This is a genomic window from Staphylococcus sp. MI 10-1553, from assembly GCF_010365305.1.
Classification (GTDB): domain Bacteria; phylum Bacillota; class Bacilli; order Staphylococcales; family Staphylococcaceae; genus Staphylococcus.
Genome location: NZ_CP048279.1, coordinates 2,161,043 through 2,174,554 on the forward strand (window position 1 = coordinate 2,161,043; position 13,512 = coordinate 2,174,554).

13 protein-coding genes are annotated in these 13,512 nt (G+C 37.9%); 3 read left to right on the forward strand and 10 right to left on the reverse strand.

The window, feature by feature from the left end; translation table 11 throughout:
- Nucleotides 1-3: 3 nt before the first annotated feature.
- Together GZH82_RS10140 and GZH82_RS10145 are read right to left on the reverse strand one after the other, a co-directional pair.
- A complete protein-coding gene (locus tag GZH82_RS10140; RefSeq protein ID WP_162682374.1) occupies nucleotides 4-1,170 on the reverse strand; it encodes a galactokinase in 1,167 nt (388 codons plus the stop codon).
- Between the two features lie 42 nt (nucleotides 1,171-1,212).
- Nucleotides 1,213-2,244: a LacI family DNA-binding transcriptional regulator gene (locus GZH82_RS10145; protein WP_162682375.1), complete on the reverse strand. Its 1,032-nt coding sequence runs from the start codon at nucleotides 2,242-2,244 to the stop codon at nucleotides 1,213-1,215.
- A gap of 161 nt (nucleotides 2,245-2,405) precedes the next feature.
- Here GZH82_RS10145 and fdhD point away from each other — a divergent pair, with 161 nt between their 5' ends.
- Nucleotides 2,406-3,197 carry a formate dehydrogenase accessory sulfurtransferase FdhD gene (gene fdhD / locus GZH82_RS10150; RefSeq protein WP_162682376.1) on the forward strand — a complete coding sequence of 264 codons (792 nt, stop codon included), beginning with the start codon at nucleotides 2,406-2,408 and terminating at the stop codon, nucleotides 3,195-3,197.
- A gap of 89 nt (nucleotides 3,198-3,286) precedes the next feature.
- Here fdhD and GZH82_RS10155 read toward each other — a convergent pair whose 3' ends face one another.
- From GZH82_RS10155 to GZH82_RS10170, 4 genes are all read right to left on the reverse strand, one after another.
- On the reverse strand, nucleotides 3,287-4,060 hold the full coding sequence (locus tag GZH82_RS10155; RefSeq protein ID WP_162682377.1) for a GNAT family N-acetyltransferase: 774 nt from the start codon (nucleotides 4,058-4,060) through the stop codon (nucleotides 3,287-3,289).
- A gap of 22 nt (nucleotides 4,061-4,082) precedes the next feature.
- Nucleotides 4,083-4,643 (reverse strand): biotin transporter BioY, encoded by a 561-nt coding sequence (locus GZH82_RS10160; protein ID WP_162682378.1) that lies wholly within the window; start codon nucleotides 4,641-4,643, stop codon nucleotides 4,083-4,085.
- Between the two features lie 80 nt (nucleotides 4,644-4,723).
- Nucleotides 4,724-5,587: an ROK family protein gene (locus GZH82_RS10165; RefSeq protein ID WP_162682379.1), complete on the reverse strand. Its 864-nt coding sequence runs from the start codon at nucleotides 5,585-5,587 to the stop codon at nucleotides 4,724-4,726.
- On the reverse strand, nucleotides 5,568-6,239 hold the full coding sequence (locus GZH82_RS10170; RefSeq protein ID WP_162682380.1) for a FadR/GntR family transcriptional regulator: 672 nt from the start codon (nucleotides 6,237-6,239) through the stop codon (nucleotides 5,568-5,570). The genes GZH82_RS10165 and GZH82_RS10170 overlap by 20 nt, the downstream gene beginning before the upstream one ends.
- 157 nt (nucleotides 6,240-6,396) lie before the next feature.
- On the opposite strand from GZH82_RS10170, the gene GZH82_RS10175 reads away from it, so the two are divergent.
- Together GZH82_RS10175 and GZH82_RS10180 are read left to right on the forward strand one after the other, a co-directional pair.
- Nucleotides 6,397-7,278 carry an N-acetylneuraminate lyase gene (locus GZH82_RS10175; RefSeq protein WP_162682381.1) on the forward strand — a complete coding sequence of 294 codons (882 nt, stop codon included), beginning with the start codon at nucleotides 6,397-6,399 and terminating at the stop codon, nucleotides 7,276-7,278.
- A 141-nt stretch (nucleotides 7,279-7,419) separates the two neighbouring features.
- Nucleotides 7,420-8,946, forward strand: a complete 1,527-nt coding sequence (locus tag GZH82_RS10180; RefSeq protein ID WP_162682382.1) for a sodium:solute symporter family protein — start codon at nucleotides 7,420-7,422, stop codon at nucleotides 8,944-8,946.
- 491 nt (nucleotides 8,947-9,437) lie between these two features.
- Here the strand turns inward: GZH82_RS10180 and GZH82_RS10185 are convergent, their stop codons facing one another.
- From GZH82_RS10185 to GZH82_RS10200, 4 genes are all read right to left on the reverse strand, one after another.
- Entirely contained in the window at nucleotides 9,438-10,361 is a 924-nt protein-coding gene (locus GZH82_RS10185) for an ABC transporter substrate-binding protein (protein ID WP_162682383.1), read from the reverse strand.
- Nucleotides 10,362-10,628: 267 nt separating this feature from the next.
- Complete coding sequence (locus tag GZH82_RS10190) at nucleotides 10,629-11,006, reverse strand: YbaN family protein (protein WP_162683044.1); 378 nt, start codon at nucleotides 11,004-11,006, stop codon at nucleotides 10,629-10,631.
- A gap of 118 nt (nucleotides 11,007-11,124) precedes the next feature.
- Complete coding sequence (locus GZH82_RS10195) at nucleotides 11,125-12,285, reverse strand: acyl-CoA dehydrogenase family protein (RefSeq protein ID WP_162682384.1); 1,161 nt, start codon at nucleotides 12,283-12,285, stop codon at nucleotides 11,125-11,127.
- Between the two features lie 432 nt (nucleotides 12,286-12,717).
- The gene (locus tag GZH82_RS10200; protein WP_162682385.1) at nucleotides 12,718-13,065 is read right to left on the reverse strand and encodes a transcriptional regulator, SarA/Rot family; all 348 of its coding nucleotides are present in this window, start codon (nucleotides 13,063-13,065) and stop codon (nucleotides 12,718-12,720) included.
- Nucleotides 13,066-13,512 lie beyond the last annotated feature (447 nt).

The window sequence follows — 13,512 nt, forward strand, 5'->3', positions numbered from 1 at the left end:
CCTTTATTTTTCCTCTATAGTGCGTACACCGTTTGCGATATCCACATGATAGAACGACGGTGCATACCCTACCGTTTTCGTATATGCCTCAGTCACCTTTTCTTCAAGGTCAGCAATTTTATCTTTGTGTACTAACGCAATCGCACATCCTGCAAACCCTGCACCTGTCATACGTGCCCCTAACACACCGTCGACTTGTTGTGCAGCTTCTGCTAATGTATCTAACTCTAATCCTGTCACTTCATAATCATCTTTTAATGACGCATGAGACGCATTTAACAATTTACCAAACACTTCGAAATCATGTGCTTGTAACACTTCGTACGCTTTTTTTGTACGTTCATTTTCTGAAATCGCATGTTTCGCACGGCGTCGAAGCACATCATCATCAATTTTGTCTGCATATTGTTCAAATTGCGCTATTGAAATTTCACCCAATGATTGCACGTCAAGATAATTTTGTAAATGAGATAACGCACGCTCGCATTCACTTCGACGTTCGTTATATTTCGACTCTGCAAGTTCTCGACGTTTGTTCGTATTCATAATCGAAATTTTGTAATCGCCAAATTCTGTTGGTACGTAGTGATATTCCAACGTATTTGTATCTAACAAAATCGCATGATCTTTTTTACCGAACCCGACAATAAATTGGTCCATAATCCCTGAATTCACGCCGATAAATTCATTTTCGACACGTTGTCCCATTTTTACGAGCTCAAGGCGGTCCATTTTAATACCGAATAAAGTCGTCACAAGGTGCCCTGTTAACAACTCGATAGACGCAGATGATGATAAACTTGCGCCATTCGGAATGTTACCTTCAACAACGATGTCAAAGCCACGTTGAATCTCTGGAAATTGCTCAACTAAATAACAAATCATCCCTTTTGGATAGTTCGCCCACTGATGTTCAGCATTGTAATCTAAATGGTCTAAATCAAACGCCATCACACCTGCTGATTCAAAATTCACTGAGTAAAGTTGAATTTTACGGTCGTCACGTAAACGCCCAACACCATATGTCCCTAATTCGATTGCTGCTGGAAATACAAAGCCACCATTGTAGTCTGTATGTTCGCCAATTAAATTGATACGCCCTGGTGCAAAAGCTGTCAATGTTGGTTCTGCGTTAAAAATGTCTTTAAATGTTTGAGTTAGGTTTTGCATATCTCACACCCCAAAGTCTTTATAGTAAACAACAATTACAGTTTACTGTTTATCTTGTTGACTGTCAACTGAGACCGCTTTCAAAAAACTTTCTCGATAATTTAAATGCGTGTTCAACTGCATATGAATCGCGACTTGGCGTTGGCCTTTCATTTGATCTTGTGCTAAACGAACCGCTTGACGGCCAAACTCTTCAATAGGAATACGAATACTTGAAATCATTGGCGCTGTATATTGTGTAATTTCAGAATCATTAAAGCTAACCAGTTGTACATCTTCTGGTACACGAACTTTAGCTTGTTGTAACCCTTGCATTACGCCCACTGCAAGCACATCATTGCCGGTAATGACGACTTGTGGTAGCGCGTCAGCCTGTGCTATACGTTGCCCGATTTCATGACCATTTTGACGCTCCCAATTCGACGGATAATAATGTTCTTCCGCATTCGTTTTTTCACACCAATCGATATACGCACGTTGTCTCGCATCAGCAAAAGTATCATGTGCTTGACCCACATCACGTACCTTTGTTTCTCCACCAACGTATGCCACCTTGTCGACTTGTTGCTGTTGAAGTGATTCGAGTAACGCTTGCATACTGTCATATAAATCAGAAGATACCGCATCGATATGACTCGGTGCATCGAGTTGATTAATTAAAATGAGCCGCGCATTATATACATAAAGCTGTTGAATCACTGATTGTTTGAACGGACCAATGACGATCACCGACCCCGCCTTTTCCACTTGCTGCAGTTGTTCAATCGACGTTAATTCGTTCGTACGGATCGTCTTTTTCAGTGTCAAATTCAAATGCTTTACTTCTTTTTCAATCGCTAATCTCAGTTCTCGATAATAAGGGTCAATCATTTCTTTTTCTTTTGAAGCGTGTGTCACAATTTGGATTTGTCGTGTCAGACGCTTTTGTTTTGTATAATTACATGCATTGGCAATTTCGATAATGCGCTGTCTCGTCTTTGTTGCGACAGAAAGCGAAGGATCCTCATTCAATACACGCGACACCGTACCAGGACTCACACCTGCCTCTTTCGCAATCTCTCTAATACTCGCCATCGTTCAACCTACTCTCTTCGTTTGTTTACTACAGTTTACTTCTTTTATTTTCTCTTTTCAACTCTCTTCATATTTCAAATTCTGTTAAAATCGTTTGAGAAAGTTTAAAATTGGTATATACATAAAAGCATTCGTACATTTTTTGAAAGGAGGTTGTGCATTTGAATCCAGACTTTAAAACGAACCAGCCGATTGTACGTTTCGAAAAAGGCGTTTTATTTGAAACAGAAGATAATTATGTGACAGAGATGCCATTAACAATCATGGTGAACCGAGAAGAATTTGCGACAGTCATTTGTAGTCCAAATCAATTGGAAGAACTCGTCCTTGGCTTTCTCGCTTCTGAAGGGGTCATTTTAAAAAGAGATGAGTTAAAATCGATTGAAATTGATGAGCGGCGTGGTTATGCGCATGTTGAAATCACATCGTCCATCCATGATCGTGTGCAGTTATCAACAAAACGTCTCGTCGCTTCATGTTGTGGGAAAAGCCGAGAATTTTATTTCCAAAACGATGCCGCCATTGCGAAAACTTCAATGTCCAACCTTCAATTGACACCTTCTCAGATTTTAAGCATGATGGCACGTTTACAAGAGCAAAGTCGTGTCTTTCAAGCAACAGGAGGCTTACATAACGCAGCCATTAGTGACGGCAATGAATTTTACATTCATCGTCAAGATATTGGACGTCATAATGCACTAGATAAACTTTACGGTTACTGTATTCAACGTCATATTGGGGTGCGAGATAAAGTACTTATTTTTAGTGGGCGTATCTCCTCAGAAATTTTAATCAAAGCCGCTAAAATCGGTGTCGGCATGATTATTTCTAAATCTGCCCCTACAACATTAGCAGTGCAACTCGCCCATGATCTTAACATTACCGCAGTCGGCTTCGTGCGTGACGATTACTTTAACATTTACAGTCATCCAGCACGTATTCAACAAGCATAAATGTAAAAACAGGCGTTGATGAGAGATGTCTCACCCTACGCCTGTTTCTATTTACTTCATTACTTTTATGATGTTTGAAAGTACTGCCATCAATGCGGTACTGAAACAGTTAATTCCTTAAGTGCACTGTACTGAAAACTGACAAATGTATAACCTTGTTTCATATACATATCTTTCGCTGTATCTTCAGCATCAGCTACTAAAATGACTGGACGCTCCCGAGCCATCTCTCCCACAAACGCTTGCATCCGTGAACCAACGCCACGTCCACGCGCTTCTTCAGCTACCGCAAAACCATCCAGTTCCACCGTTCGCTCCGTCTCAATCATATTCATAATGCCAACAGGTTGCGCATTTTCATAAGCGATATAAGGTTGGAGCGCACGAGAAGCTTTTTTCAAATGAGTCAGCAATGCCTGCGCACTTTCTTTAATATAATCTGCACCAAATTGAATTGAGAGCGGCTCATATACATGCATGTAATCTGCCATGTTTTCTAAAGTTACAGGCTCTATCTCAAGGCTCGGTCCAGTCAATTGACGCAAATCTGTTGCTTCAATCATATACAGCTCAAGATTTCCGACTTGAAAACCTTCAGCACGTAAAAGTTGCATCATGTCTGCGTTGGGTTTGACGTTTTCTGGAAATTCAAATTTGAGATGTGCCAACACACCATTGTCAGCATGAAGCACTTGTTGCCGTCTCATATCTTCTTTAAACTGAGACACATCCGGCATTTGATGATACACCCACTTATTATTTTCATAAGTCAGAGGTGTCGCTGGCGTCATATAAATGGTCACACTGTCATCGTTAGAATAAAGGTCGCCCTCACAATAAATGTCACTCATCTGAATCTCCATTTACATCCCCTACTTTCAACACTTATTTCGCTAATTGTTTCATTATTCTCGACATCACAGGATTGTTAAACAGTGCGACTGCAATGAGTGAGGCAATTGCAGCTTTAACTATGTCACCCGGTAAAAATGTTAACGACAGGTAGATAGCTTTAGACAATGGCATATGAATGACAAAGCCCATAACAATGGCACCCACTAAGTCTAATAAAACACCCCCGAAGATAACGATAATCGCAAAAGTACGTTTAAAATCTAATGTTTCAAAATATTTGTCGCGCATCCAACCAATTAAAAATGCTGCGATTGGATACATCATTAAAAAACCGACACTCGGTCCGACGAAGACACCATAGCCGCCACGTCCACCTGAAAGCAATGGCGCGCCCATTAATACGAGTAATAAAAATACGATGACACTTAATGTGCCATAGCGGCGTCCTAATAAAATACCTGCCAAAAAAATCCCGACGTTTTGGAGCACAATCGGTACTGGGATAAATGGTAAAGGAATAGCTGGAATAAAACCCATGACCGCAATAATGGCTGTCATTAATGCTGTATAAACTAAAAATTTCGTGTTCAAAATCTTTTTCCTCCTAAAAATGATAAAAAACAGTTCATTTCAGATTATAGCATTAATGTAAATGCAATTGCCATACTTGTTTACAATTCAGCAACTGCACCGAGTAATGCAGCATGATTTTGTAATTGTGCGACTTCAACTTTGGCATGACCGTAATCTTGAGGTAAATATTTTTTCAATTCCGGCAAGATATAACTTAATAACACGTCACCTTGTGCAGAAACACCACCACCAATAATAATCATTTCTGGATCATAAACAATTTGAATTTCCGCAATACCTCGTGCCACTTCACGCGCCCATTGTTGGATATGGTGTCGCGCTGTTGTGTCCCCATTTTCTGCTTCTTCAAACAGTTGTTGAACATTTTGATGCGGATAGTTTTCTCTCATTAACAATTGTTTTAACGCTTCAGTAGAGGCTCTCTGTTCATATTGTGTATTCGTTTCTGGGTCGTATAATAAATAGCCAATTTGATTCGGACGATGACGTATGCCCGTTAATAATCCGACATTCCGTTGATAATAACTGCCGCCAATACCTGTACCTAATGTTAAACAAAAAGCACTTTCATAAGTCGCCTCTCTTTCATCTAACTCCCCTAACAATGCTGCATCGACATCGTTATAGACGACGAGCTCTTGTACATACGCATTCAGTTTATCTGCAAAGTTTGTGCCTATATAATTCAAAATATTTGGGTTGGCATAAGCAATGGTACGCGCCTTTCTATCTACGGCCCCCGCTGTTGAAATGCCTACTGCGACTTTTTGTAGTTGATGTTCTTGAATATAACGTTGTAATCTTGCCTCAACATAATTAATAATGGCGTCATTTTCATTTACGGGTGTAGGCACTTTATCATAATCTTGCAATTGCCGATTTTCATCAATAATGGCTGACTTAATATAAGTCCCCCCAATGTCAAAAGCTATTTTTTTCATAAAACTCTGCCCCTCTCATGAGATGTTGCGTTAACAATGCTTTAGCCAATGAAAAATTTCCGTCCTTTAATGCTTCATAAATATTGCGATGTTCTGTCATACTGCGCACATTTTCTTCGCGCGATGTTTCAATAGGTGTTTGATAAAAATACGCTTGCACCACGGCACTCATCTGTTGAAATAATGATGAGTCCACTGCAGTGAGTAAACTTTCATGAAATTTTTGGTCCACAGATACATTAAACGCATGCACATCGTCCACAAGTGCCTCAGCTATCGAAGTTAACGGTGCCTGTTTACGTTCAATAATATCAATCGCTGCCAATTCGAAAGTGAGCCGTAACATCATTAAATCTTTCAAATTACCATGAGAGACCTGAAAACTAAATAAAAACCCTTCAATCAGTGGCGTAATATCTTGTGCTTTCACTAATGTGCCTCGCCCTTGTACACTTTCAGTCACGCCTGTGTTTTCGAGATAACTTAATGCTTCTCGAACAACAGAGCGACTCACTTGATACGACTCGGCTAATTTGCGTTCAGTTGGTAATTTATCCCCTACCTGTAATGACTCTGCTAAAATATAATTCTTAATCTTTTGTACGACTGTTTGCTTTAAACTTTTATCAGAACGACTTAATATTTCCGCCATGATACTTACTAACTCCTTGTATACAGTTTAGTTCAGTTTAACATAATTAATCTCGCACGGTATAAAAATATTGACCTCTTCATTGATAACGCTTACAATTAGATTATAAATTGGTCAGACCAATATTACAAACAGATGATTTATTGGAGGGTTTACCATGTATGAAAATTTAAAAGGATTATATGCTGCTTTACTCGTCCCATTTGATGAAAACGGACAAGTGAAAGAACAAGGTTTAAGAGCGATTATCCGCAACGCGATTGATGAACAACAACTAGACGGTTTATATGTTAACGGGAGTTCAGGCGAAAACTTTTTAATGAATACCGAACAAAAGAAAGAAGTTTTCCGCATTACGAAAGATGAAGCAAAAGACGACATTCGCTTAATTGCACAAGTCGGTTCTTTAGATTTAAATGAAGCGATTGAATTGGGTCAATATGCGACAGAACTCGGTTATGATTCATTATCAGCAGTTACACCGTTTTACTATCCGTTCACTTTTGAAGAAATTCGTGATTATTATTTCGCTATTATTGAAGCGACTCAAAACAATATGATTGTGTACTCTATTCCTGGATTAACAGGTGTCAATATTTCAATCCAACAATTTGAAGAGCTTTTCCAAAACGATAAAGTTATCGGTGTAAAATATACAGCACCTGACTTTTATTTACTCGAACGCTTACGTAAAGCATTTCCAGACAAGTTAATTTTCTCTGGTTTTGATGAAATGCTCGTACAAGCTGCGATTTCAGGGGTTGATGGTGCAATCGGTTCGACGTTCAATGTAAATGGTCGTCGTATTCGTCAAATTTTTGAACATGCTCAAAATGGTTCTGTTGAAGAGGCTTATCACATTCAACATGAAACGAATGATATTATCGAAACTGTACTTGGCATGGGCTTATATCCAACATTGAAAGCCATTTTAGCTGAAAAAGGGATTGATACAGGTGTTCCAAAAGCACCATTCCATCCATTTAACGAAGCACATCGCGACGCATTGAAATCATTGATTAGCCAATATCAACTTTAAGATAATGATACTTTGAATTAAAAAGAGTGAAGTACTAACGATAAATAGAGTTAGAGTTGTTCTTCACTCTTTTACTGTGCAACATATTGTAAGCGGTTTCTTAAAAATCTTTATATTGAAAATTGAAAGGGGTTTATTTTTATGGGAACAATTGGCTTTGGTTTTTGGAACTGGATTGCTTTAATTCTATACTTATTGATCATGTTAGGCGTTGGCGCGTATTTTACGAAGCGTGCAGGTAAAGATACCGATAGTTTCTTTAAAGCGAGTGGCCGTTTACCGTCATGGGTCGTTGGATTTTCCATTTATGCGACAACTTTAAGTGCGATTACGTTTATGTCAACACCAGAAAAGGCTTATTTAACAGATTGGTCTTACATAGCCGGTAATATTGCAATTGTTGCTATTATTCCGTTACTCATTCATTTTTACATTCCATTCTTTAAAAAGCTTAAAATCACTTCAGCTTATGAATATTTAGAAGCGCGTTTTAACCCTGCAGTACGTGTCATGGGTTCTGCATTATTTATTTTATTCCATTTAGGTCGCGTGGCAATTGTTATTTATTTACCGACACTCGCAATTACAGCCGTTTCTGATATTAATCCTTATTTAGTGGCAAGTCTTGTCGGGATTTTATGTATTATCTATACATTTCTTGGTGGTTTTGAAGGTGTCGTATGGAGTGACTTTATTCAAGGTGTGATTTTATTAGGTGGTGCGCTTGTCATTATTATTACCGGAATTGTGCATATCGACGGCGGATTTGGCACAGTTTTGAACGAAGCAGTGAGTAATCATAAACTCATCAGCGCAGACAACTGGAAAATGAATGCCGCCGCTGCAGCAATCCCAATCATTTTCCTTGGTAGTATTTTTAATAATTTGCAACAATATACAGCCAGTCAAGATGTCGTTCAACGTTATCAAGCTTCTGAATCTTTAAAAGAAACATCACATTCGATTTGGACAAATGGGGTGTTGGCACTCATTTCAGCACCACTCTTTTACGGTATGGGAACTGTTCTGTATATCTTTTATGCAACTCATACAGCACTACCGAAAGATTTTAATACATCATCTATCGTCCCTTACTTTATCTTAACTGAAATGCCACCATTCGTTGCAGGGCTCATGATCGCAGCTATTTTCGCAGCAGCACAGTCAACAATTTCATCAAGTTTAAACTCCATTGCAGCCTGTTTCTCAGTAGATATTAAACAACGCTTCTTTGGAATTAAAAGTGATGCAACAGAAGTGCGTATTGCGCGTGTAACGACTGTTGTTACAGGACTCATTGGTATGCTGATTTCATTATATTTAATCGCAGCAGACTCCAATGACGTATGGGATCTCTTCTTATTGATTACAGGGCTCTTCGGTGTACCAATTGCAGGTATCTTTGCGGTCGGTATTTTCACGAAACGTACACATGGTGTGGGTGTCATTGTGGGTATATTAGTCGCAGTTATCGTAAGCTATTTCTTACAAGGACAAGGTATTGGCGGTGCAGGCTCACCATTCTATATTTCAATTATCGCCTTTATGACAGCCTTTATCGTGGCGTATATCGCAAGTCTCATTATCCCAACACCGAAAAAAGATATTTCCGGATTGACTATCTTTGATAGACACGGTGCTATCACATACGTTCGTAAAACAAAATAATTCATCTAACAAAAAGGTATCCCATCCCTTTTGAGCTGAGTACTCAAAAGCCGATGAGATACCTTTTCACATTGATGCGCAATACATGTGGTGATATGAATTTCCCAAAAAGTAGTAAATTCTTTTTCTTTCCTCTTCCCCATGTAAAAGCGATACCACTCAATGTAGAGTGGCACCGCTTTCTCAATTTACCGACCCAGCCGAGACTCCTGAAGGTAAAATCAAAACCTTTAAATCGGTAACCTTTTACAATAGTCGCTACTATTTAACGCAGTAGCTGTCTCACTTCTCAATACGCATGCTTTTGAGAAGTCTAGTCAGCCTTGCAGGGGGCAGTACTACGAAATCTTTGTGTCACATGAAATTTCTGAACTACTCCCAAAATCCACCAACACTTTCAACTCTGTATCATTTAATCAAAGCGTTGGTTAGTTGAAACGAGACGCTGAGAAAGCGCAGAATGGCTTAGCAATCTCAGGTTACGACCCATCTTAATTCGATGGTAACGCTAAAAGTTGTTTCTTTAAATCCTTACGAATGACATCTAATGTATATGGATCGTTATACCAATACACACTTGAATCTACATTAAACGCATGTTTGTTTTGTACCGCTTCTAAATTTTGCCACATCGCTGTTTTTTGGAATTCAGGTTGTGCAGCATCTTTCGCTTTCGCTGTAATAATCACATCTCCAGCATATTTGCCTACTTCTTCTTTCGGAACTTCTGTCCAACCTTCTTTTTTCGTTGCATCATCTAACACTTTAGGCATATTCAAACCGAACGCTTGGTAGAGTACTTCACTACCACGTCCCCAGTTTTTACCATAAGCATAAATTTTCTTATCAAAGTCTTCAAAAATGGTTACTGATGTGTCATCACCAAGATGTGCTTTAATGTCTTTACCATCTTGTGCTGTTTGTTTCTCCCATTCAGCTTTCCATTTTTTCACTTCATCCGACTTACCGACAATGTCACCCATAGCTTCTTGTTGTTCAAGATAGTTATATTTTGCATAGTCAAAAGCAATCGTTGGTGCAATTTTTTTCAATTTATCTGTGTTTTTGTCTGTGTTGTATGTAATGATCAAATCAGGCTTTAATGACGCTACCTTTTCTACATCTTCTGCCCCTACTTTATCCACATCTTTAAATTTTTTAGCAAGAACTGGACTTTGATCAACTTGATCAGACACACCGACAATGTTTGCATCAAGATATTTTAAACCTCCCGCGTAAGTAGGCGCCATCACTACAATTCGTTTTGGATCTTTCGGAATATCAATTTTTTCCTCACCTTTTGCTGTTTTAAGATTGAACGCTTTTGTTTCCTTTTCACTACTTTTATTATCATTTTGGCCACATGCCGCCAAAATTAACATACATACCAATAACGGTAATAATAACTTTTTCATTCATCTTCCTCCAATTGATAATGATAATCATTATTATATAGTGTAATGACTTTAGAATCAATCTTTTTCTAAACAAAACTTTTTAAATTATTAAAATAGGTATTTCACAAACGTTTGTTTCTTAGTTACTTGTATTTTCAGCCACTACAAACCATGTATAAAAAATGTGAACTCCATGTAGCGTTATTTAAAAAAAGCAGAAACGACACGTCACTATACCGTGCAATTTCTGCTCAATCAAATCGTATTCAATTTAACGTACATATGTTATCGCATATTGTAACTTTTCGGTAAAGTCTTTACCCATGTAAATAAGACCACCGTTTGTAATACAACCATGACCAATAACCCTAGGCGAATTATTGTTACATCCACCATCCAAATCGAAAACCCCACTACAATATATAAACTGATTAATAATTGTATTTTCTTTTTCATCGTATAGCCACGATATTTACGAAAATCTTCAACGTAAGCTTGATACACTTTTGTTTGTATGAGCCAATCATGAAAACGATCGGAACTCTTCGCAAAACAGAGTACAGCGACAAGTAAAAAAGGTGTTGTAGGCAACAATGGTAAAACCGCACCTGCAAAACCTAATAATGTAAAGATACCCCCTATACCCAGTAAAAGATATCGCATCATCCTATACTCCTTTATTCATTTAAATTTGCGTTCATGCTTGGTGTCGAACTTTTATCTCTAAAACTATGATAACGACTCTTTTACTAAAAAACAATCGTCTTTTTAAAGATACCGCTTATACATCACTTTGACGTTCAGTCATTGCTTGCTGTGCGATCTTCGTATACGCCATATCCTGCATCGGCGGGTTATGAAGGCCTGCACGCATGTCGCGAAAGTATCTTTGCAACGGGCGCTCCATTTCTAAACTTTTCGCACCGACGATACGCATCGCCAAATCAATTACGTCCAACCCTTCATTCATTACGACGACTTTACTTGCAGCGGTTTCTGCAGCAATGGTATCTTGCGGTGTCATCATTTGATAAGCACGTGCAGTACTCCATAGTAAATGTCTTGCTGTGATAAGTTTCGTTTCCATTTGGCCGATATTTTGTTGAACAACAGGTAAGTCCGCGATTGTCCCTTTAATGCTATTCGGGCTGTAATGCAATGCAAAGTCTACTGCATAATCTCGAGCTGCTTGTGCAATACCTAAATAAGTTGCAGGAATGTGTAACAACCATCCATTTTGATAAGGTGGTCCTTCTCCTCTGATTTCGAGAAGCTGGTCAGGTTGAACATGTACATCATTCAGTATCACATCATGACTTTCTGTAGCACGCATGCCGACCATATTCCAATTATTGGCAATTTCTAAACCTGGCGCGCCTTTTTCGACCATAAAAAAGCCAACTTGTTCATTTTCAGGGATGTATGCTGCCACGATAATATGTGTTAGGACAGGACTCATCGACGTAAATGTTTTGACACCATTTAAAATATAATGATTATTTTCAAAGCGCGCATACGTTTGGGGTCGCCCGCCTCTTGTAGGACTCCCTGTTTCCGCTTCACTCACCGCTCTATTTGTCAGCGCACCATTTTTCACTGCTTTAGCAAAATCATCTAATATCGCTTTATCCCAAATGCGGCGTTCAAACACTTCCCCTACTAGTGCAATATGCCAACCAATAGAAAGTGCGGTAGGTCCATCAATCGAGCCAAGTACTGACTGAAGGACGACCATATCTTCTAAAGTTGCCCCTCGTCCGCCATACGATTCGGGTAATGTCAATTGCGTATATCCTTCGTCAACTAACCATTGTATATTCTCATGAGGAAAACGATGCGCCCGATCATTACTTTGTGCATATTTTGTTAATATTTCACGATGCGCTTCAAGCTTTGCAACCCATTCTTTCTGTACAGCAGACTGGATTAACACAGATTTCATTTCTAAAACCTCTCAATCTTTTTATTTCTTACTCACTTTGTCAACATTATAATACAAATATGTGCGAATGCCTATTCCGAGTTTGAAAATAAGTTTTAAAACACGATGATGATGGATAGAGTTTAATCATTGATTGAAGGGCATTTTTCGATGACGTTGAGGACACATATCATCGTCGACAATATTGTTGCGATAACGATTAAAAAGCGACAAAAAGCACATTGTGTACGCTTTTTGTCGCTTTTTCTCCATCTCTTTTCACTATCTATATTGCACTATAGAATACATCTAGATAGTGGCTTTCTTTGGATATGTCGCTGCTAGAAATAGATGATATGCCCTTCAATCCGCAACTACTTGGCGCTATATCCAATACTTTTCATAGTTTATTGACCGCTCAACCTAAGTCATGTCAATCCGTCAATGACACAATTAAAGTAAAGTTTCGATTTCATTAAATAAGCTCGCAATTTTTTCATATTGCTCTTTTGAAACTTCAATAATGACTGTTCTTTCATCTTGGTCATTACGCTTTTTAGTTAAGAAACCAAAATCTTTAAGTTTTTGCATCGCTTTCGTAATGTAATATGGCTTAAACTTAGAAGCTCTAATAATATCTTTCACGTTATATGTTTCTTGTTGATGTTCCAAAATAAACGTTAAAATAAACAGTTCTTCATAAGTTAAGCTATACTTTTTCTTAATTTCTGTGTAAATCCCTTTTGTCGTGAAGCTGATCGTCATTAACTCTTTCATATTTTTGATTTGATATTTTTCCATACGCTTACCCCCTATAGATAAGTGCCAAGTTTAATAGGTTTCTTCTCTAATTTTTCTAACAACTATATTAACTTGGAAATTTAATATTTTAACGTTTATATTTTAAACCGAATCTGTCTTTTTTTCAATTACTTTTTGAGTATCGTTTCTGAAAAAATTTTTGTTATTTTTTCTTTAGTAAAATAAGCGATGTAGAAAAATGGCTAATATACGCGAAAATAAAGATTATAAACAAATTAATTTTATACTTCGATTTTAATTAAACAACAATTGAGTTTTGTGCAAATGTCTTATTAACAATCAATCGAAATACTTGAAAAGAATAAAAAAAATAATAACCTACAAAGTGAAATACTTTGTAGGTTAAATTATTAAATATTCATTTTTAAGTTATCATCATCAATAATAAATTTTCTAACTAAAGAGCTAGTACAATAAAAATCAAAT